The organism is Cedecea neteri, from assembly GCF_000757825.1.
Lineage (GTDB): Bacteria > Pseudomonadota > Gammaproteobacteria > Enterobacterales > Enterobacteriaceae > Cedecea > Cedecea selenatireducens.
In genome coordinates, this window is sequence record NZ_CP009451.1 from 4,669,156 (window position 1) to 4,688,613 (window position 19,458).

The 19,458-nt window shown below is 54.6% G+C and carries 22 protein-coding genes; 13 read left to right on the top strand and 9 right to left on the bottom strand.

Translation table 11 applies throughout. The features are described from left to right. Nucleotides 1-170: 170 nt before the first annotated feature. The 3 genes from sdaA to pabB all read right to left on the bottom strand — a co-directional run bounded on the left by sdaA (nt 171) and on the right by pabB (nt 3,686). The gene (gene sdaA / locus JT31_RS21745) at nt 171-1,535 is read right to left on the bottom strand and encodes an L-serine ammonia-lyase (RefSeq protein WP_038482098.1); all 1,365 of its coding nucleotides are present in this window, start codon (nt 1,533-1,535) and stop codon (nt 171-173) included. 183 nt (nt 1,536-1,718) lie between these two features. Beyond that, nucleotides 1,719-2,315: a CoA pyrophosphatase gene (locus JT31_RS21750; RefSeq protein WP_038482101.1), complete on the bottom strand. Its 597-nt coding sequence runs from the start codon at nt 2,313-2,315 to the stop codon at nt 1,719-1,721. Nucleotides 2,316-2,318: 3 nt separating this feature from the next. Continuing rightward, complete coding sequence (pabB, locus tag JT31_RS21755) at nt 2,319-3,686, bottom strand: aminodeoxychorismate synthase component 1 (protein ID WP_038482104.1); 1,368 nt, start codon at nt 3,684-3,686, stop codon at nt 2,319-2,321. A gap of 62 nt (nt 3,687-3,748) precedes the next feature. Between pabB and JT31_RS21760 the strand changes: the two genes are divergently transcribed. Further along, on the top strand, nt 3,749-3,949 hold the full coding sequence (locus JT31_RS21760; protein ID WP_038482107.1) for a YoaH family protein: 201 nt from the start codon (nt 3,749-3,751) through the stop codon (nt 3,947-3,949). 21 nt (nt 3,950-3,970) lie between these two features. Here JT31_RS21760 and JT31_RS21765 read toward each other — a convergent pair whose 3' ends face one another. Beyond that, the gene (locus JT31_RS21765; RefSeq protein WP_038482110.1) at nt 3,971-4,315 is read right to left on the bottom strand and encodes a RidA family protein; all 345 of its coding nucleotides are present in this window, start codon (nt 4,313-4,315) and stop codon (nt 3,971-3,973) included. Between the two features lie 128 nt (nt 4,316-4,443). Here JT31_RS21765 and JT31_RS21770 point away from each other — a divergent pair, with 128 nt between their 5' ends. From JT31_RS21770 to rnd, 5 genes are all read left to right on the top strand, one after another. Beyond that, the gene (locus JT31_RS21770) at nt 4,444-6,354 is read left to right on the top strand and encodes an ATP-dependent DNA helicase (protein ID WP_038482113.1); all 1,911 of its coding nucleotides are present in this window, start codon (nt 4,444-4,446) and stop codon (nt 6,352-6,354) included. Between the two features lie 68 nt (nt 6,355-6,422). Continuing rightward, nucleotides 6,423-7,118 carry a tRNA (adenosine(37)-N6)-threonylcarbamoyltransferase complex dimerization subunit type 1 TsaB gene (gene tsaB, locus JT31_RS21775; protein ID WP_038482116.1) on the top strand — a complete coding sequence of 232 codons (696 nt, stop codon included), beginning with the start codon at nt 6,423-6,425 and terminating at the stop codon, nt 7,116-7,118. 42 nt (nt 7,119-7,160) lie between these two features. Further along, complete coding sequence (locus tag JT31_RS21780) at nt 7,161-7,751, top strand: Slp family lipoprotein (protein WP_038482119.1); 591 nt, start codon at nt 7,161-7,163, stop codon at nt 7,749-7,751. Nucleotides 7,752-7,951: 200 nt separating this feature from the next. Continuing rightward, on the top strand, nt 7,952-9,637 hold the full coding sequence (fadD, locus tag JT31_RS21785) for a long-chain-fatty-acid--CoA ligase FadD (RefSeq protein WP_144244073.1): 1,686 nt from the start codon (nt 7,952-7,954) through the stop codon (nt 9,635-9,637). Between the two features lie 69 nt (nt 9,638-9,706). Then, nucleotides 9,707-10,828: a ribonuclease D gene (gene rnd, locus JT31_RS21790; protein WP_144244074.1), complete on the top strand. Its 1,122-nt coding sequence runs from the start codon at nt 9,707-9,709 to the stop codon at nt 10,826-10,828. Nucleotides 10,829-10,969: 141 nt separating this feature from the next. On the opposite strand, the gene minE is transcribed toward rnd, so the two are convergent. Genes minE through minC form a run of 3 tightly spaced genes read right to left on the bottom strand, consistent with a single transcriptional unit; the run spans nt 10,970 to nt 12,796 of the window. Beyond that, the gene (gene minE, locus JT31_RS21795; RefSeq protein WP_008454068.1) at nt 10,970-11,245 is read right to left on the bottom strand and encodes a cell division topological specificity factor MinE; all 276 of its coding nucleotides are present in this window, start codon (nt 11,243-11,245) and stop codon (nt 10,970-10,972) included. Nucleotides 11,246-11,248: 3 nt separating this feature from the next. Beyond that, nucleotides 11,249-12,061, bottom strand: coding sequence for a septum site-determining protein MinD (gene minD / locus JT31_RS21800; RefSeq protein ID WP_038482129.1), 813 nt, complete (start codon nt 12,059-12,061; stop codon nt 11,249-11,251). 24 nt (nt 12,062-12,085) lie between these two features. Further along, complete coding sequence (gene minC / locus JT31_RS21805; protein WP_038482134.1) at nt 12,086-12,796, bottom strand: septum site-determining protein MinC; 711 nt, start codon at nt 12,794-12,796, stop codon at nt 12,086-12,088. Between the two features lie 126 nt (nt 12,797-12,922). Between minC and JT31_RS21810 the strand changes: the two genes are divergently transcribed. The 6 genes from JT31_RS21810 (at nt 12,923) to JT31_RS21830 (ending at nt 16,192) form a co-directional block, all read left to right on the top strand. Further along, nucleotides 12,923-13,198 (top strand): YcgL domain-containing protein, encoded by a 276-nt coding sequence (locus JT31_RS21810; protein WP_038482137.1) that lies wholly within the window; start codon nt 12,923-12,925, stop codon nt 13,196-13,198. Nucleotides 13,199-13,273: 75 nt separating this feature from the next. Beyond that, nucleotides 13,274-14,335 (top strand): lytic murein transglycosylase, encoded by a 1,062-nt coding sequence (locus tag JT31_RS21815; RefSeq protein ID WP_038482140.1) that lies wholly within the window; start codon nt 13,274-13,276, stop codon nt 14,333-14,335. A 90-nt stretch (nt 14,336-14,425) separates the two neighbouring features. Continuing rightward, nucleotides 14,426-15,085 (top strand): fumarylacetoacetate hydrolase family protein, encoded by a 660-nt coding sequence (locus JT31_RS21820; protein WP_038482143.1) that lies wholly within the window; start codon nt 14,426-14,428, stop codon nt 15,083-15,085. An 88-nt stretch (nt 15,086-15,173) separates the two neighbouring features. Further along, nucleotides 15,174-15,620, top strand: coding sequence for a YcgN family cysteine cluster protein (locus JT31_RS21825; RefSeq protein WP_038482146.1), 447 nt, complete (start codon nt 15,174-15,176; stop codon nt 15,618-15,620). Nucleotides 15,621-15,673: 53 nt separating this feature from the next. Further along, a complete protein-coding gene (locus JT31_RS24130; RefSeq protein ID WP_071843000.1) occupies nt 15,674-15,928 on the top strand; it encodes a hypothetical protein in 255 nt (84 codons plus the stop codon). Nucleotides 15,929-15,952: 24 nt separating this feature from the next. Beyond that, nucleotides 15,953-16,192, top strand: a complete 240-nt coding sequence (locus JT31_RS21830; protein WP_038482149.1) for a DUF333 domain-containing protein — start codon at nt 15,953-15,955, stop codon at nt 16,190-16,192. Between the two features lie 48 nt (nt 16,193-16,240). Here the strand turns inward: JT31_RS21830 and dsbB are convergent, their stop codons facing one another. Together dsbB and nhaB are read right to left on the bottom strand one after the other, a co-directional pair. Continuing rightward, nucleotides 16,241-16,771: a disulfide bond formation protein DsbB gene (gene dsbB / locus JT31_RS21835; protein ID WP_038482151.1), complete on the bottom strand. Its 531-nt coding sequence runs from the start codon at nt 16,769-16,771 to the stop codon at nt 16,241-16,243. Between the two features lie 145 nt (nt 16,772-16,916). Then, complete coding sequence (gene nhaB, locus JT31_RS21840; protein WP_038482154.1) at nt 16,917-18,482, bottom strand: sodium/proton antiporter NhaB; 1,566 nt, start codon at nt 18,480-18,482, stop codon at nt 16,917-16,919. Between the two features lie 228 nt (nt 18,483-18,710). Between nhaB and fadR the strand changes: the two genes are divergently transcribed. Then, nucleotides 18,711-19,430, top strand: coding sequence for a fatty acid metabolism transcriptional regulator FadR (gene fadR / locus JT31_RS21845; protein ID WP_038482156.1), 720 nt, complete (start codon nt 18,711-18,713; stop codon nt 19,428-19,430). Nucleotides 19,431-19,458 lie beyond the last annotated feature (28 nt).

The following is a 19,458-nucleotide window of genomic DNA, read 5'->3' on the forward strand; positions in this document are numbered from 1 at the left end:
GTAACGTTATCATCAAAGTGTAGTGGGATATCAGGGTGGCAAAAAAATAAAAAAAGATAAGATAAAAAAGCGCCGCATAAGCGGCGCCGAATGTGGCTTATATCTCTGATTTAAGGCTGGATGAGGGGGAGTCCTGGTCTCTTGCTCCCCGACTTTCTGGCAACTTATTCTTAATCACACTGAACCTTAATTGCCAGGCCGCCTCGCGATGTTTCGCGGTATTTGGCGTTCATGTCTTTGCCTGTCTCATACATCGTTTCAATGACTTTATCGAGCGAAACGCGTGGCGCGCTGGTACGGCGCATCGCCATGCGGGTAGCGTTGATTGCTTTAACCGAGGCAATGGCATTACGTTCGATACAAGGCACCTGAACCTGCCCGGCGACCGGGTCACAGGTCAGGCCAAGGTTGTGCTCCATGCCGATTTCCGCAGCGATGCAAACCTGCTCAGGGGCCGCGCCCATAATTTCCGCAAGGCCCGCGGCCGCCATCGAACAGGCAACGCCAACTTCGCCCTGGCAGCCGACTTCCGCCCCGGAGATTGAGGCGTTCATTTTGTAGAGCACGCCGATGGCACCGGAAGCCAGGAAATAACGAATCCAGGTGTCTGGCGTGACCGGCTCGATAAAGTGGTCGTAGTAGGCCAATACTGCCGGAACAATCCCGCAGGCGCCGTTGGTTGGGGCCGTAACGACGCGCCCACCGGCGGCGTTCTCTTCGTTCACCGCCAGCGCAAACATGTTCACCCAGTCAACCACGTTCATCGGGTCGCTGGAGAGCTTGTCGCTGGACACCAGCATACGGCGCAGGGCAGATGCACGACGCGGCACTCGCAGCGGGCCAGGCAGCACGCCTTCGGTGTTTACGCCCCGGTCGATACAGGCGCGCATGGTCTGCCAGATGTTGGCGAAGTAATCTTCGATCTCCTGGCGGCTGTGCAGCGCCAGTTCGTTCTGCATCACCATGCCGGACACGGACAGCCCGGTGTCCTTACAGTGCTGCAGCATTTCCTGGGCGGAGTTGAACGGATAAGGCACGGAAACTTCGTTTACCGAATCTTTCCCGAAATGCTCTTCGTCAACGATAAAACCGCCACCGATGGAGTAGTAGGTTTTACTGTAGATCTCTTTGTCGCCGTTGTAGGCGTGGATCTGCATACCGTTTTCATGCAGCGGCAAGTTATCGCTGCGAAAACGCATGCCGTTATCCTGCGGGAAATCGACTTCATGGCGGCCCTGAGCGATAAGCAGACGACCACGAGTTTCTACGTCGCGGATAAAGGCTGGAATGGCATCGATATCAACGTTATCCGGCTGGTTGCCCGCCAGACCCATGATAATCGCGATATCGGTGTGGTGGCCTTTCCCCGTCAGGGAAAGGGAACCGTAGACATCCACCGCAATGCGGGTGGTGCTGTCCAGCAGCCCTTGTTCGATCAGTGCGTCGACAAACTGTTTCCCGGCCTTCATTGGCCCGACGGTATGGGAGCTGGATGGCCCGATGCCGACCTTGAACATGTCGAATATGCTAATCACGCTAAAACTCCTCTGATAGCACCCTGTTTCATGGAACATGATGCTTTGAAATGGCTAAGCGCTAGTTTAAAAATTTATTGGTTCCACCAGGAAACTATTCACATGAATTAAACTAATGCTTAACCATAAACCACCTAATAGCAGATGATTTATGGCCTTTATGGTTATTAAATATAGCCATTTTCAGCGTTTTAAACTGTCGTCTGGATCGCTATCTACCTGTAAAGAAAGTTCCCGAATGATGCCCGCCGTCATACCCCAGACAAAATAACGTTGATACCAGGATAGCCACACGCGGTGCGCGTTGCCGCGGCGATGGATGTCTAAAGGATGGTAGCGTCCGAGGCGAAGCGCTTCGGCAAGCGGCATCTCAAAGACCGCCGACACTTCATCTTCGCTGGCGCGCCACGGTAAATCGGGTGGAATAATGCCGACAATGGGCGTTACCTGGAAACCGGTCACGCTGTCCACCGGGGGAAGGGTGCCGATAACGTCGACACACTCTGGCGGAATGGCGACTTCTTCCTGAGCCTCGCGCAATGCGGCGGCAATCAGCGAACTGTCGGTGTCGTCTACCGCCCCGCCGGGGAAGGCCACCTGGCCCGCGTGTTTACGCAGCATGATGGAACGCTGGGTGAGTAAAAGCCCCGGCTGAGGCCGACGCACTATCGGTACCAGTACCGCCGCCTGACGTTTGTTGCTGACAGGGCCGCTTTCAGTAGGGCGCAGCAGTTGAAAGCGGGTGAGGAAATCATTCAGCGTCAGGGACGAACCGACCATGCATTAACTCTCCAGTAGGGGCAAAATACGATTAACTTTGTCAAAAGTTTCCTGATATTCCGCCGCTTCGTTACTGTCGGCGACGATCCCGCCGCCGGCAGAACAGTATAATTTTCCGCCTTCAGCGGTCAGCGTGCGGATGGTGATGCTGGTATCCATATTGCCGCAGAAGCTAATGTAGCCGATACTGCCGCACCATGCGTTGCGCCTCTGTGGCTCCAGCTCTTCGATAATCTCCATTGCCCGCACTTTGGGCGCGCCGGTAATCGAACCCCCGGGGAAGGTAGCCTGCAGGAGATCGCAGGCGCTGAGGGTTTCGGGAAGCTCAGCGGTAATCGTGCTCACCAGATGATGAACCGCAGGGAACGGCTCGACCACGAAAAGCTCAGGCACTTTGACGCTGCCCGGTACCGCCACGCGGCCAATATCGTTGCGCAGCAAATCAACAATCATCAGATTTTCGGCGCGGTCTTTAGCTGAGTTTGCCAGCCGGTTTGCCTGTGCGGCATCGGCTTCAGGCGTTGCCAGACGCGGCAGGGTGCCCTTAATCGGGCGGGTCTGGATTTGCTTGCCTTCAAGCAGCACGAAGCGTTCCGGGGAAAGGCTAAGAATGCAGCTTTCAGGCAGTCTGAGGAAGGCGCTGAACGGCGCGCGGTTTGCCTGATTAAGCCGCTCGAATGCCTGCCATTCATCACCTTCATAGCTGGCGCTGAAGCGCTGGGCAAGATTGACCTGGTAACAGTCTCCACTGCTTAAATAAGCCTGAATCTGGCGGAATTTCTCACCGTAAGCTTCGCGCGACATATTGGAATGCCATTCGCTGATGAGCCTGAAAGGTTGGGCAGGCTGGCGTGGTTTCAACGCCTCAAGCCAGGCCAGACGAGACTCGATGTCTCCGCAGCAGACCAGCGTCAGGCGCTCAAGCTGATGGTCTGCAATCAGCGCCCAGTCATAAATACCCACGGCCATATCCGGGGTGGTTAAATCCTGCTCCGTCGTCACGGGTAATGTTTCAAAACGCCGCCCCAAATCGTAGCCAAATAAACCCAGCGCGCCGCCGCAGAAGGGGAAATCAGATTGGGACTGTGCGAGAAAACCAAAGCTGTTCAGCGTATTTTGTAGCAGCTCAAGCGGGCAATCTTCGTGATGCGACAGATTGCCGTCGCGCTCAATAATCGTTTCCTGCCCGCGCGTGACCAGCGTAGCCAGCGGATTGGCGACCATAATGTCGAAACGGTTATGAGGGTGATCGGCAAACCCGGAATGGAGCAGCATGGCCCAGGGCTGGCCCGAAACAGGGCGAAAATAGTGCTGAACGGCATCGGGCTGCCAGCTGAGTTCGTAAAAATCGGGGGTAGCTATAACATTCATCTTGGTAGCATCGTCTGGAGCAGAGTAAAGTAGCGGCTCCAGCACTGTAACAGGAGTTCGATATGATTTCAGGATTACCGGCGCTTAGCCACGAGCAGCAGCAGCAGGCCGTCGAGCGTATTCACGAACTGATGGCAAACGGCATGAGCAGCGGCGAAGCCATCGCCCTGGTGGCCAGTGAGATCCGTGCCTCGCACACCGGCGGTAACATCGTCGCACGCTTTGAAGATGAAGACGACGAAGAAGAAGACCCGCAGGACTAGCCGGGCCTCAACGGCTTTGCGTTACACGGCGGCGATGATTTTGATTTCCACTTTGTAACGCGGGTTCATCAGTTTAGCCTGTACGGTGCAGCGTACCGGCGCTTTACCCGCCACAACCCACTCATCCCACGCTTTATTCATTGCCGCAAAATCCTCGCCGTCCGGCAGGAAAATAGTCGCATCCAGAATGCGGGTCTTATCGCTGCCAAGCTCGGCCAGCAGGGTGTCAATTTGCTCAAGGGTATTTGCCGTCTGCTGGTAAGCGTCGGCATCCAGGTTTTCAGGCACGCCGGTGTAGTACACGGTCTGGTTATGGATAACAGCATCAGACCAGCGAGCTTCGGGTTTAATACGCGCAATACTCATGACAACTCCTTAACAACAAACGATATGTGCGGCACAGACTGCCATAATCCGCTGCCCGGTTCCACCGGCTTGCTGGATAAACCTGGCCAGGGCTGACATAATCACTGGCAATTTAACCAGGGGGTAACGTGACGGACGATTTTGCAGCAGACGGCCAACTGGCTCAGGTCATTCCCGGTTTCAGGCCGCGTGAGGCGCAGCGTGAAATGGCAGAGGCGGTCACCAGGGCCATTAAAGCCGGCGGCGAGTTGGTGGTAGAAGCCGGTACCGGTACGGGGAAAACGTATGCCTACCTTGCCCCCGCCCTGCGTTCGGGCAAAAAAGTGATTATCTCTACCGGCTCAAAGGCGCTGCAGGATCAGCTGTTTTCCCGCGATCTGCCGACTATCTCCCGGGCGCTGAAATTTACCGGCCGCGTGGCGCTGCTGAAGGGACGCTCTAACTACCTTTGCCTGGAAAGACTTGAACAGCAGTCGCTGGCCGGTGGCGACTTGCCCGTGCAGGCACTAAGCGACGTGGTACATCTGCGCGGCTGGGCCAGCGAAACCGTCGACGGTGATATCAGCACCTGTGCTTCTGTCGCCGAAGACTCCACCGTCTGGCCGATGGTTACCAGCACCAACGACAACTGTCTGGGCCAGGATTGCCCGCAGTATCAGGACTGTTTCGTGGTGAAAGCGCGTAAAAAGGCAATGGATGCTGACGTGGTGGTGGTGAACCATCATCTCTATCTGGCCGATATGGTGGTGAAAGAGAGTGGCTTCGCGGAGCTGATCCCAGAGGCCGAAGTGACGATTTTCGATGAAGCTCATCAGATCCCCGATATCGCCAGCCAGTATTTTGGTCAGTCTATCTCCAGCCGCCAACTGCTCGACCTCGCCAAAGACATCTCTATTGCTTACCGGACAGAAGTTCGGGATGTGCAACAGCTGCAAAAAAGCGCCGACAGCCTCGCTCAGCGCACGCAGGATTTTCGCCTGCAAATAGGCGACCCGGGCTACCGTGGCAACCTGCGTGAGCTGCTCGCGGACGCCAATATTCAGCGTTCTTTGCTGCTGCTCGATGACGCGCTGGAGCTGTGTTACGACGTGGCGAAGCTTTCCCTTGGGCGCTCTGCGCTTTTGGACGCTGCTTTTGAACGGGCGGTGATTTACCGTGGACGCATCAAGCGGCTGAAAGAGATCAATCAGCCGGGGTACAGCTACTGGTACGAATGTAACGCCCGCCATTTCACACTAGCCCTGACGCCGCTGTCCGTGGCAGACAAGTTTAAGGAAGCTATCCGTGAAAAAGCGGGCTGCTGGGTCTTCACCTCGGCGACCCTCGCGGTGAATGACAAAATGAGCCATTTCACCGAACGGCTGGGCATCGACGAGGCAGAAACGCTGCTGCTGGCAAGCCCGTTTGACTACGCTAAGCAGGCGCTGCTCTGCGTGCCGCGAGGGCTGCCAACGCCGAATCAACCCCACGCTGGCCGCCATCTGGCCAATCTGCTGCGTCCTCTCATTGAAGCCAATAACGGGCGCTGCTTTATGCTTTGTACCTCCCACGCCATGATGCGCGACCTGGCCGAGCAGTTCCGCGCCACCATGACGCTCCCGGTGCTGCTGCAGGGCGAAACCAGCAAAGGCCAGCTGTTGCAGCAGTTTGTTGAGGCCGGTAATGCCCTGCTGGTGGCGACCAGCAGCTTCTGGGAAGGCGTTGACGTTCGGGGCGATACGCTCTCACTGGTCATCATCGACAAGCTGCCCTTTACCTCACCGGACGATCCGCTGCTGAAGGCTCGAATGGAAGATTGCCGCATTCGTGGCGGCGATCCGTTTGACGATGTCCAGCTGCCGGATGCGGTCATCACCCTCAAGCAGGGCGTCGGCCGACTCATTCGCGACGTGGAGGACCGGGGCGTGCTGGTTATCTGTGATAACCGGCTGGTGATGCGGCCTTATGGCGCTGTTTTCCTGAACAGCCTGCCGCCAACGCCGCGTACCCGGGATATAAATCGGGCAGTTGAGTTCCTCAGCGCCTCTGGCGCGCAGTAATTTGTGCCAGGCTATGGTATGATGCGCGCCGTTTTTTGACCTTATCTCCGCCAGAGGTTGGCAAGTCCATGCGAATTTTAGCCATCGATACCGCAACAGAAGCCTGTTCTGTTGCTCTGCAAAACGACGAGGCGTCCTACGCCCATTTCGAACTCTGCCCGCGCGAGCATACGCAAAGAATTTTGCCCATGGTGAGGGACATCCTGAACCAGGGCGAAATTACTTTGTCTGATGTGAACGCACTCGCCTACGGGCGTGGGCCGGGCAGTTTTACCGGCGTGCGAATTGGTATCGGCATTGCACAAGGGCTGGCGCTGGGCGCTGAGCTGCCGATGATTGGTATCTCAACGCTTGCGACGATGGCGCAGGGCGCATGGCGCCGTACCGGGGCAACCCGGGTTCTGGCCGCCATAGATGCTCGCATGGGCGAAGTCTACTGGGCCGAATATCAGCGTGACGAGCAGGGCGTGTGGCACGGCGAAGAAAGCGAAGCCGTCCTCAAGCCGGAAGACGTTGCCGGTCGGTTGAAACAGCTTAGCGGCAGCTGGGCTACAGTCGGTACAGGCTGGCAGGCCTGGCCTGATATGGCGCAGGATAGCGGACTTCTGTTGCAGGACGGTGAAACCACGCTGCCCGAAGCAGAAGACATGCTGCCGCTGGCGCTGCAGGCTTTTAACGCCGGAAAAACCGTCGCCGTGGAACACGCCGAACCGGTCTACCTGCGCAATGAAGTGACCTGGAAAAAGCTTCCTGGTAGAGAGTAATACCCACCGCTCCGAACGGAGTGGAGGTTAAGGAGATGAGGTATGGCTGTTTGTAATGTCAAAAAATGCAGCTGGCTGCTTGCAGCCGCCGCGGCGTTGGTGCTGAGCGGCTGCGTGAGCGTGCCGGACGCCATCAAAGGAACCTCGGCGACGCCGCAGCAGGATCTGACGGTCGTCATGAATGCTCCCCAGCTTTACGTTGGGCAGGAAGCACGTTTTGGCGGCCGGGTGGTGAACGTGGATAACCTGAAGGGGAAAACCCGGCTGGAAATTGCCACCGTCAGCCTGGATGAAGGTGCCCGCCCGGCGCTGAATGAACCTTCTCACGGGCGTATTTATGCCGACGTGAACGGTTTCCTGGACCCGGTTGATTTTCGTAATCAGCTGGTCACCGTTGTGGGGCCAATCACCGGCACCGCAGAAGGTAAAATTGGCCAGACGCCGTATAAATTCATGACCATGCAGGCGACAGGGTATAAGCGCTGGAACGTGGTTCAGCAGGTTGTGATGCCACCGCAGCCCATAGATCCGTGGTTCTGGGGCGGCCCATACCCGTACCGTCATCATTATGATATGTGGGGCGGCTGGTATAATCCGGGGCCCGCACAGGTACAAACCGTCGTAACCGAATAATCTGTTGTTTTTAAATATTTTCAAACAGCGGCCTGGCCGCTGTTTGTTTTTATCCAGGACGGATGAAAAAATTTAGTGATGCGCTTCGCAACCTTTAATCAGGCTAATTAATAAACTGGTACGCTGAGTTAATATTATGTTAACGAAATGTGTAGCCTGGGGTTGTGATGACGACAAATAATAATTTCAGAGGTGGATCCTTGAATAAGGTTTGGCTTAACCGCTACCCGGCCGACGTTGCGGCTGAAATAAATCCCGATCGCTATCAATCCCTGGTTGATATGTTTGAACAGGCCGTCACTCGCTATGCCGACAAGCCTGCGTTTATCAATATGGGGGAGGTGATGACCTTCCGTAAGCTGGAAGAGCGCAGCCGTGCATTCGCCGCTTACCTCCAGCAGGGCCTGGGGCTGAAAAAAGGCGACCGCGTTGCGCTGATGATGCCCAACCTGCTGCAGTACCCGGTGGCGCTCTTTGGCATACTGCGTGCCGGAATGGTGGTGGTTAACGTTAACCCGCTTTATACCCCACGCGAGCTGGAGCACCAGCTGAACGACAGCGGCGCCAGCGCGATTGTCATCGTGTCGAACTTTGCCCACACGCTGGAAAAAGTGGTCGATAAAACCCAGGTGAAGCACGTGATCCTGACCCGCCTGGGAGACCAGATCTCCGGCCCGAAAGGCACGCTGGTTAACTTTGTCGTCAAATACATCAAGCGGCTGGTGCCTAAATACCATTTGCCAAACGCTATCTCCTTCCGCCGCGCGCTGCAAAGCGGCTACCGCATGCAGTATATCAAGCCTGAAATTATCAACGACGATTTGGCCTTCCTGCAGTATACCGGCGGCACGACCGGCGTGGCGAAGGGCGCGATGCTGACGCACCGCAACATGCTGGCCAACCTTGAGCAGGTGAGGGCGGCCTATAGCCCGCTGCTGCATGAAGGCAAGGAGCTGGTGGTCACCCCGCTGCCGCTCTATCATATTTTTGCCCTGACCATTAACTGCCTGCTGTTTATCGATATGGGCGGTCAGAACCTGCTGATTACCAACCCGCGCGACATTCCGGGCCTGGTAAAGGAACTGGCGAAATATCCTTTCACCGCCATGACCGCCGTGAACACGCTGTTTAACGCCTTGCTGAACAACAAAGAGTTCCAGCAGCTGGACTTCTCAAGCCTGCACCTCTCCGCGGGCGGCGGCATGCCGGTTCAGCACGCCGTGGCTGAACGTTGGGAAAAATTAACCGGGCGCTTCCTGCTGGAAGGCTACGGCCTGACGGAGTGCGCGCCGCTGGTCAGCGCGAATCCGCATGACATGGATTACCACAGCGGCTCTATTGGCCTGCCGGTGCCGTCTACCGATGTGAAGCTGATTGATGATGAAGGCAATGAGGTTCCTCCTGGCGAGCCCGGTGAGCTTTGCGTTAAAGGGCCTCAGGTGATGCTGGGCTACTGGCAGCGCCCGAAAGAGACCGATGAAATTCTGAAAGACGGCTGGCTGCGCACCGGCGACATTGCGGTGATGAACGACGAAGGCTTTATGAACATCGTTGACCGTAAAAAAGACATGATCCTCGTTTCCGGTTTTAACGTTTATCCCAACGAAATTGAAGACGTGGTGATGCAGAACGAAGGCGTGCTGGAAGTTGCGGCGGTTGGTGTGCCTGCCGGCGTAAGCGGTGAGCACGTCAAAATCTTCGTCGTGAAGAAGGACCCGGCCCTGACGGAAGAAGCGCTTATCGCCTTCTGCCGCCGCCAGTTAACCGGCTATAAAGTGCCGAAACTGATAGAATTCCGCACGGAATTGCCAAAATCCAACGTCGGGAAAATTTTACGACGAGAACTGCGTGACGAAGCGGGCAAGACAGGCAACAATAACGCCTGAGCTCCAAGTCACTCGTCCTGATGCCGGTTCGCCGGCATTTTTTATGGGCGCAACCTAAGAGAACTGAATTTGACTTACCAGATGATTACCACCGATGAAGGGCTGGCCGCCGTTTGCCAGGCCGCTCGTCAGTTCCCCGCGCTGGCGCTGGACACCGAATTTGTCCGTACGCGAACCTATTACCCGCAACTGGGGCTGATCCAGCTTTATGATGGCCAGCAGGCCTCGTTGATAGACCCGTTAGCTATTAGCGACTGGTCGCCGTTTAAAGCGCTGCTGCAGGACCCTGATACGGTTAAATACCTGCATGCCGGCAGCGAAGACCTCGAAGTCTTCCTGAACGCTTTTGGCATGCTGCCAGACCCGTTTATCGATACCCAAATTCTTGCGTCATTCACCGGGCGTCCGCTCTCCTGCGGCTTTGCGACTATCGTGGAGTCCTATACCGGCATCGCGCTGGATAAAAGCGAATCCCGCACTGACTGGCTGGCACGTCCGTTAACAGAGCGGCAGTGCGATTATGCGGCGGCAGACGTGCTCTATCTGCTGCCCATCGCTGAGAAGCTCATGGCCGAAACCGAAGCGGCCGGCTGGATCAACGCGGCTCTCGACGAGTGCCAGCTGATGTGTGCCCGTCGCCGTGACCAGCTTGACCCGGAAGAAGCCTGGCGCGAAATTGGCAATGCATGGCAGCTTCGTACCCGCCAGCTGGCCTGCCTCAAGAAGCTGGCCTCGTGGCGCCTGCGTAAAGCGCGTGAGCGGGATATGGCGGTAAATTTTGTCGTGCGCGAAGAGAACCTCTGGCAGGTGGCTCGCTATATGCCGGGATCGCTCGGGGAACTGGACGCTCTTGGTCTGAGCGGCAGCGAAATTCGTTTCCACGGTAAAGCGCTTATCGCGCTGGTTGCGGAGGCGCAGGCATTGCCTGAGAGCGAGCTGCCGCAGCCGCTGCAGAACCTGGTGGATATGCCGGGCTACCGCAAAGTCTTTAAGGCGATTAAAGCGCTGGTGCAGGAAGTGAGTGAGGCAAAAGGGCTGAGTGCAGAATTACTGGCATCGCGTCGCCAAATAAACCAGCTGTTAAACTGGCACTGGAAATTGAAACCTCAGCACGTTGAGCCGGAATTAATTAGCGGCTGGCGCGCCGAATTAATGGCAGAGGCGTTAACTAAACTGTTGGCAGAATACTAATAGTGTTTCGATACCTGGGAATAATTACAGTGTTATTCACAGGGTGAAATATATTGGCGGTAGGTCAACGAGAAAGATCTTAATAATCGTTAAGGCTTAGAGTAAAAATAAAACCCCCTGACATAAGCAGGGGGTTTTTATTCACGCAGATTTACTGGCTTCTTCCGCTTCCGGGAGCGTGACGTTCAGCTCCAGAATCGAAATATCCCCATCTCGTTGCTCAAGCTGAACGCTGACCATTTCAGGATCGATTTGCACGTACTTGCAAATCACGTCGAGAATGTCTTTGCGCAGCTGAGGCAGGTAATGCGGTTCAGCATCGCTACGGCGACGCTCAGCAACGATAATCTGTAAACGCTCTTTCGCGATGTTGGCGGTGTTCTTTTTTCGTGACAGAAAAAAGTCGAGTAATGCCATAACTTATCCTCCGAACAGGCGTTTCAGGAAACCCTTCTTCTCTTCTTCAATGAAGCGGAAAGGGCGTTCTTCACCGAGCAGGCGTTCCACGGTATCGGCGTAGGCTTTGCCCGCGTCAGATTCACCGTCAAGAATAACCGGCTCGCCCTGGTTGGACGCGCGCAGCACCGACTGGTCTTCCGGGATAACCCCAACCAGAGGAATGCGCAGAATGTCGAGCACGTCTTCCATGCTCAGCATATCGCCCCGGTTGACGCGGCCAGGGTTGTAGCGGGTGAGCAATAAATGCTCTTTAATCGGGTCTTCGCCGTTTTCAGCGCGGCGTGATTTCGACGACAGAATGCCGAGAATACGGTCTGAGTCACGCACCGAGGAAACTTCCGGGTTGGTGGTGATAACCGCTTCGTCAGCAAAGTACAGCGCCATGAGCGCGCCGGTCTCGATGCCCGCGGGCGAGTCACAAACGATAAATTCGAAGTCCATGTTTTTCAGGTCTTCAAGCACCCTGGCCACGCCTTCGCGGGTCAGGGCGTCTTTATCGCGGGTTTGTGAAGCGGGCAGGATATAGAGCTGTTCGGTGCGTTTATCGCGGATAAGCGCCTGGTTCAGCGTGGCATCGCCCTGAATAACGTTGACGAAATCGTACACGACGCGGCGTTCGCAGCCCATGATCAGGTCAAGGTTACGCAGGCCAATATCGAAATCAATAACGACGGTTTTTCTTCCCTTTTGGGCCAGACCCGTGGCGATGGCCGCGCTGGACGTGGTCTTACCGACGCCCCCTTTACCCGATGTAACAACAATAATGCGTGCCATAAAGGATTTCCTTGTTAAAAGGGCTTAATACAAAGATTGAACGGAGAGCGCACCACCCGCCAGATTAAGGCGAGCCGCTTTTCCATAATAATCGGCTGGGATCTGCTCACTCAGCCAGTACTCGCCCGCTATAGAGACAAGCTCTGCTACCAGGTTAGTACAAAATATTTGTGCATCACGATCGCCGTTTGCACCAGCCAGCGCACGGCCACGCATCATGCCGTAAATATGAATATTACCATCTGCTATCAGTTCTGCACCGGCGCTGACGTGATTGGTCACAATCAAGTCACAGTTTGGCGCATAAATGCGCTGGCCGGAACGGACCGGGGTATCAATTAAACGCGTTTTTGTGACCGGGCTAACATCCGGCGCGGCAACGACCACGGGCTCAACGGGCGCGGCTTTCGGCGCTCTGGCAATCTTTTCTTTCCCTTCGGTCAGCAAGGGCAGGCCAGCACGCTCAATGTCAGCTTTTAACGCTTCATCTTTACAGCCGCTGATACCCACCACGCGCAGGCCGGTTGCGGTGACGGCCTGTTGTACTTTCTTCCAGTTGACGGAACCATCGAGACTGGCGACGTTAACGACCACCGGGGCATTCTTTAAGAATGCGGGAGCCTGGGCGATTTTATCTTCCAGTGCCTGGCGAATAACCTCAGGTTGTGCATCATGCAAATGAACCACAGATAAGGTAAAACTGCTGCCCTTTAACTCGATTGGCGTGTTTGACATCCTGGCCTTACTCAATTCAGTTTCAATCCCCACAATTGTGGGACGATATTCCGAAGTACACCAGGCATGTTATAGTCCAGCTTATATTCAGGCAAGCCACTCGCTGGCGAAAATAGAGTAAAAAAAATGTTTTGTGTGATCTACAGAAGTACCAAACGCGATCGGACTTATCTTTATGTCGAAAAAAAAGACGATTTCTCCAAAGTGCCGGAAGAACTGATGAAAGGCTTTGGTAAACCGGTGCTGTCGATGCTTCTGCCGCTGGATGGCAGCAAAAAACTGGCCAATGCCGATTTGGATAAAGTTAAACAGGCATTGGAAAATGAGGGGTATTATTTGCAGATCCCACCGCCGATAGAAAGTTTGCTGACCGTGCACCTGGAAAACAGTCCGAAAAAATAACTTTAGGACTGACGGTAAATCTTTTCCGGACATAAAGCCTGAAGATGTGCGAAACACATTATTGAGGGAAAGACGATGAAATATTCAGCATCCAGGTTGACCCTCAGCGCCTTAATTCTCGCCAGTATTACCGGTTACATTTCTCATGCAGAGGCGGCTCCTGCGGCCGTCGCTGCATCTCAGACCAAACTCTCTGAAGCGACCACGCTTGCAGAGCAGGGGCGCGATCCCGCTGAATTTCCTGCCTATGTTGAACAATTAAAGAAAGAAGCCAGAGCTAAAGGCATCAGCCATGCCACGCTGGAGAAGGCCTTTGCCAATATTCATTTTGTCGATCGGGTCATTAAATCTGACCGTAATCAGCTGGAAAAGAAAATTACGCTTGATGACTATTTAAAGCGTGTCATCACGCCGGCCAAAATTAAACAGGCCCGCAGCCTGGCTAAACAGCACCAGACCGAACTGGAAATGGTTAGTGCAAAAAGCGGTGTCCAAAGCCGTTACATTGTCGCCCTGTGGGCGATGGAGAGCAATTTCGGCAAACTTCAGGGCAAAGAAGATGTGATTTCTGCTCTGGCGACGTTGGCCTTTGAGGGACGCCGTGAAGCCTTTTTCACCAACGAGCTGATGGCGGCGCTGAAAATCATCCAGCGGGGTGACGTTAGCGCCTCACAGATGAAAGGTTCATGGGCGGGCGCGATGGGGCAAAATCAGTTTATGCCGAGTTCGCTGCTGCGCTACGGCAAAGACGGTGATGGCGACGGTAAAATTGATATCTGGAATAACACCCGCGATGTTTTTGCTTCCACGGCCAACTATCTGGCGATGGAAGGCTGGCAGCACGGCGGCGGCTGGGGCCTGGAAGTGAAACTGCCAAACGGTTTTAATCCTTCGCTTCTGGGCACAAATCCAGGGCAAGGCAAGCGCGTTGCTCAATGGAAAAAGCTGGGCGTTACCCTGCCCAACGGTTTACATCTCCCGGCATCGGCACAAAAAGGCTGGCTGGTGAAGCCAGACGATGGCCTGGGACGTTCGTTCCTGGTCTATAACAATTTCCGCACCCTGATGCACTGGAACCGCTCTTATTATTTCGCCATTAGCATCGGCAAGATGGCGGACGCTATCGCGAATAAATAAGGCACGCTTAGAAACACTTCCCCGGTATTCAGCGGGGATTTTTTTATCTAGTATCAAAGGCAGTTAACACAAACGACACAGAGGAAAGGCATGTATCAACATCATAACTGGCAGGGTGCACTGCTGGATTTTCCGGTAAACAAGGTAGTCTGTGTTGGCAGCAACTATGCCAAACATATTAAAGAGATGGGCAGCGCGACGCCGGACGAACCGGTGGTGTTTATCAAGCCCGAGAGCGCATTGTGTGACATTCGCCAGCCGCTGGCGCTGCCGCAGGAGTTTGGCTCTGTACATCATGAAGTGGAGCTGGCAATCCTGATCGGCGCCACCCTTAAGCAGGCAAGCGAAGAGCACGTCCTTAAGGCGATTGCCGGTTATGGCGTCGCGCTGGATCTGACGCTGCGTGACCTGCAGGCTAAGCTGAAAAAAGCAGGCCAGCCGTGGGAAAAAGCGAAGGGCTTTGATAACTCATGCCCAATCTCCGGTTTTATCCCTGCGGCGCAGTTTACGCACGATCCGCAAAACACGCCTCTTGAGCTGAAAATCAACGGGGAAGTTCGCCAGCAGGGCAATACCGAAGATATGATCCACAAGATCGTGCCGCTGATTGCCTACATGAGCAAATTCTTCACTCTGCGCGCAGGAGATGTGATCCTCACCGGAACGCCGGAAGGCGTGGGCCCGCTGCACGGTGGCGATGAGCTGGAAGTGAGCTTTGCCGGCCACAGCCTGAACACGCGCGTTTTGTAAACAATTTGCCGCTTCAGGGCGGCAAAACTTGCATCCGGGTGTCAGACTGTTTATAAGGTGCGCTTAATTTTTAAATGCAGGAACCGTTATGACACCCACTCCTTTTTGGCAAAGTAAAACTCTCGACGAAATGAGCGACGCCGAGTGGGAGTCATTATGCGACGGCTGTGGTCAGTGCTGTCTGCACAAGCTGATGGACGAAGATACCGACGAGATCTACTTCACCAACGTCGCGTGTAAGCAGCTCAGTATCAAAACCTGCCAGTGTAAGAACTACGTCCGCCGCTTTGAATATGAGCCGGACTGCATCAAGCTGACCCGTGATAACCTGCCTACCTTCGAGTGGCTACCGCACACCTGTGCTTACCGTCTGCTTGCCGAAGGCAAACCGCTGCCGGAATGGCACCCGCTGATTACCGGCTCAAAAGCGGCAATGCACGGCGAACGTATTTCCGTGCGTCATATCGCGGTGAAAGAGTCGGAAGTTCGCGACTGGCAGGACCATATCCTTAACAAACCCGAGTGGGCGGACTAGCGCTTTTCGGTAATGCCTGGGGATGAAAATAAATCCTTCTTATAACTCATTTTGTGATAGGATGGATTTTCAATAACCAAAATAAGAGAGTTTTTATCCTGAATTTAATATTCCAGTGTCCGTCATGTGGCGGATCGCAGTATCGCACTTCCTCCTACGATGTCCGAGAATCAAATCCCCATGGCGCAGTCTGTATCTTTTGCAAATCCGCAATGCAGGTTTCCGCTCATCGTCCGTTAAATGCGACCTTCTCCGGTTTTAGCCCACTGGCGCAACAGTCTTTGGCTTCTGCTCAGCCGCGCTGCTAATATTCCTTCTTTAAAGGAGGAAAAATGCAAAAACTAACTACTATTATAGGCATACTGCTGCTCAGTGGCTGTGCGACCGCAGAGCGCGAAGCGCCGAAGCCACCGCGTAGCGTGGGCATGGCAAACCCGGCATCGGTTTACTGCCTGGAGAAAGGTGGTAAATCAGTTAGCGTGAAAACGCCTGAAGGCGAAAGGGCTGACTGCCTGCTGCCTGGCGGAGAACGAATCGACGAATGGGCGCTTTACCGCCGCGATCATTCATAAAAAATAACCCACCGAGAGGTGGGTTATTGCTTTCCGTAATGCGCTAAATTAGCGGCCGAACAGGTCACGGCGTTTTGGTTTTAAGAACTGGGCAATCAGCACCAGCACCGCAATGACCAGCAACACGGCGAAGATCCCGAGCAGCCACTGCACCATATCCAGCGACAGGAATTCCCACTGGCGAACGGAGCAGTCGCCGCTAGCGACGAAGACCTGAGGCAGCCATTTGTCCAGCGGCAGCCAGCCTGGGAAACGGGCGAAGAAATCACAGGTCACGAACGGTGACGGGTGAAGCTGCAGCATGGTGTGGTCCCATGCCAGCTGAACGCCTTTCCCTGCGCTGTACAGCCAGATAGCCAGCGCGCCGTAGCGCAGAGGGCTTTTGGGGGCAATCGCACCCACCAGGCCCGCACCCATCACGCCAAACAGCGCGCAACGTTCATAAATACACATCACACAAGGTTTCAGCCCCATAACGTGCTGGAACCACAATGCCACCATCTCAAGCGCAAAGGCCGTAAAGGCCAGAAGCAGCCATGCGGTGCGCCCAAGAGAGCATTGGTTTAAATATCGCAACATAATCAGTTTCCCTGCAGCATGCGTAGAATCGGCAGTGTAAACCAATTCCCTTTTTGCGCCAGTAGCACAGATGAAAATAACGTACTAATCGGATGTTTATAAGGAAAAAATTTGTAACGGGAAGCGGACTTCCCGTCAAATTACCTTAGTGTGGTACAACCAGTGTGTCAGGCGTGGTTAACCAGCCGCTGGCAAGCATCCATTCGGTGGCGGGCACCAGCGTGTACTCAACGCAAAGCAGGCCCACAAGCGTCAGAACGAGAGTGTACGGGAGCGCCATAATAACCATCCGTCCGTAAGAGAGGCGAATCAACGGCGCCAGCGCAGAGGTCAGCAGGAACAGGAATGCCGCCTGGCCGTTAGGCGTCGCCACCGACGGCAGGTTAGTCCCGGTATTAATGGCTACCGCCAACAGCTCGAACTGTTTCATATCAATCGCGCCATGTTGCAGCGCGGTTTTCGCTTCGCTGATATAAACGGTGCCAACAAAGACGTTGTCAGAGATGGAAGAGAGCAGGCCGTTAAAGATGTAAAACAGCGACAGCTGGGCATGCGGGGAGGCATCCAGCACGTACTGAATTATCGGGCTAAACAAATGCTGATCGATGATCACCGCCACAATAGTGAAGAAAACGGTCAGCAGGGCGGTAAACGGCAGTGCTTCGGTAAAGGCCTTGCCAATCGCGTGCTCATCGGTCACGCCGCACAGCGAGGTCGCCAGAATAATCACCGACAGACCGATAAGGCCGACTTCTGCCAGATGCAAAGCCAGGGCGACGATCAGCCAAACGCCGATCAGCGCCTGAATAAGCAGCTTCATTTTGTCCTGCTTCGTCCGTTTCTTCGCGCTTTCGGCATCGAAGTCATGCAGGATGCCGCGTACTTTTTCCGGCAACGTTTGCCCGTAACCAAGCACCTTAAAGCGCTCAAGAAGGACACAGGTTAGCAGGCCACAAATCAGCACCGGTACCGTTACCGGCATCATTCGCAGGAAGAAATCACCGAAATGCCAGCCGGCATTTTTAGCAATAATCAGGTTCTGCGGCTCGCCGACCATGGTCATCACACCGCCGAGCGCGGTCCCCACGCCGGCGTGCATCATCAGGCTACGCAGGAAAGCGCGGAACTGCTCAAGGATCTCCCGGCTGTCGGTCTGAATATGGCTATCGTCCTGGACGTTGCCGTCATCCTGCGCCTCAGACACCACGCGGTGATAGATGCTGTAGAAGCCAACGGCCACGCTGATAACCACTGCGACCACGGTTAAGGCATCGAGAAATGCGGAGAGAAACGCGGCGGCGACGCAAAAGGCCAGCGACAGCGCAATTTTGGAGCGAATGCCCAGCAGCAGTCGGGTAAATAACAGCAGTAACAGCTGCTTCATGAAGTAGATCCCGGCCACCATGAACATCAGCAGCAGCAGGACTTCCAGATTAGCCGCAACTTCACCGTGAACGTGTTCGGGGCTGGTCATGCCGACCAACACGGCTTCAATGGCAAGCAGGCCGCCGGGCAGCAGCGGATAGCACTTCAGCGCCATCGCCAGGGTGAAGATAAACTCAATCACCAGCATCCAACCCGCGACAAACGGGCTGACAAACCAGAAAACCAGCGGATTAATCACTAAAAAGATAATCAGCGTAAGCTTGTACCAGTCAGGTGATTGACCCAGAAAATTGCGGTACAGCGCCCGCCCGGAGGACATTTCCATCGTAAAATTACCGTTATCCGTTGTATTATGTTGATGTTTAATAATATAGCCCTTCAGGGTACTCGTATAAGGCTCACGCGATCAAGCCGCAGGAAATCCTGAGTTAAGGCATTAATCGTCAAAATTCAACGCCGATCCCGCATTTGCACGTCGCCCCCGCTATCTGGCGTGCATGGCATCTGGTATGATGAGTCCAATTTGCAAAACCTGAGTAATGGAAATCTTACTATGGTCATTAAGGCGCAGAGCCCAGCGGGTTTCGCGGAAGAGTATATTATAGAAAGTATCTGGAACAGCCGTTTTCCGCCGGGGTCTATCCTTCCGGCAGAGCGTGAATTATCAGAACTTATTGGCGTGACGCGAACCACATTACGTGAAGTGCTTCAGCGTCTTGCTCGCGACGGCTGGTTGACTATCCAGCACGGAAAACCGACTCGTGTTAACAATTTCTGGGAAACGTCAGGCTTAAATATCCTGGAAACGCTGGCGCGGCTGGATCACGACAGCGTGCCGCAGCTGATTGATAATCTGCTGTCCGTGCGGACCAATATTTCAACGATATTTATCCGTACAGCCCTTCGTCAGTATCCGGATAAATCGCAGGAGGTGCTGGCCACCGCCAACAAGGTTGAAGATCACGCCGACGCGTTTGCCGAGCTCGATTACAACATTTTCCGTGGCCTGGCGTTTGCGTCCGGTAACCCGATTTATGGTCTGATCCTTAACGGTATGAAAGGGCTGTACACCCGTATCGGGCGTCACTACTTTTCAAATCCCGAAGCTCGCAGCCTGGCGCTGGGCTTCTACCACCGCCTGGCGGAAATTTGCCAGCAGGGGCTTCACGATCAGGTCTTTGATACCGTGCGTAATTATGGCCGCGAGAGCGGCGAGATTTGGCACCGTATGCAGAAAAACTTGCCGGGTGATTTAGCGATGCACAGTCGCTAAGCAGAATAAAAAACGCTTCCTTCCGGAA

Coding starts and splice junctions, on each gene's coding strand:
- JT31_RS21825 (WP_038482146.1), top strand. CDS start 15,174: ATGACACCCACTCCTTTTTGGCAAAGTAAAACTCTCGACGAAATGAGC.
- minC (WP_038482134.1), bottom strand. CDS start 12,796: ATGTCAAACACGCCAATCGAGTTAAAGGGCAGCAGTTTTACCTTATCT.
- JT31_RS21765 (WP_038482110.1), bottom strand. CDS start 4,315: ATGAGTATTGCGCGTATTAAACCCGAAGCTCGCTGGTCTGATGCTGTT.
- JT31_RS21830 (WP_038482149.1), top strand. CDS start 15,953: ATGCAAAAACTAACTACTATTATAGGCATACTGCTGCTCAGTGGCTGT.
- dsbB (WP_038482151.1), bottom strand. CDS start 16,771: ATGTTGCGATATTTAAACCAATGCTCTCTTGGGCGCACCGCATGGCTG.
- tsaB (WP_038482116.1), top strand. CDS start 6,423: ATGCGAATTTTAGCCATCGATACCGCAACAGAAGCCTGTTCTGTTGCT.
- JT31_RS21820 (WP_038482143.1), top strand. CDS start 14,426: ATGTATCAACATCATAACTGGCAGGGTGCACTGCTGGATTTTCCGGTA.
- minD (WP_038482129.1), bottom strand. CDS start 12,061: ATGGCACGCATTATTGTTGTTACATCGGGTAAAGGGGGCGTCGGTAAG.
- JT31_RS21780 (WP_038482119.1), top strand. CDS start 7,161: ATGGCTGTTTGTAATGTCAAAAAATGCAGCTGGCTGCTTGCAGCCGCC.
- JT31_RS21760 (WP_038482107.1), top strand. CDS start 3,749: ATGATTTCAGGATTACCGGCGCTTAGCCACGAGCAGCAGCAGCAGGCC.
- JT31_RS21750 (WP_038482101.1), bottom strand. CDS start 2,315: ATGGTCGGTTCGTCCCTGACGCTGAATGATTTCCTCACCCGCTTTCAA.
- JT31_RS21810 (WP_038482137.1), top strand. CDS start 12,923: ATGTTTTGTGTGATCTACAGAAGTACCAAACGCGATCGGACTTATCTT.
- JT31_RS21815 (WP_038482140.1), top strand. CDS start 13,274: ATGAAATATTCAGCATCCAGGTTGACCCTCAGCGCCTTAATTCTCGCC.
- pabB (WP_038482104.1), bottom strand. CDS start 3,686: ATGAATGTTATAGCTACCCCCGATTTTTACGAACTCAGCTGGCAGCCC.
- minE (WP_008454068.1), bottom strand. CDS start 11,245: ATGGCATTACTCGACTTTTTTCTGTCACGAAAAAAGAACACCGCCAAC.
- fadR (WP_038482156.1), top strand. CDS start 18,711: ATGGTCATTAAGGCGCAGAGCCCAGCGGGTTTCGCGGAAGAGTATATT.
- nhaB (WP_038482154.1), bottom strand. CDS start 18,482: ATGGAAATGTCCTCCGGGCGGGCGCTGTACCGCAATTTTCTGGGTCAA.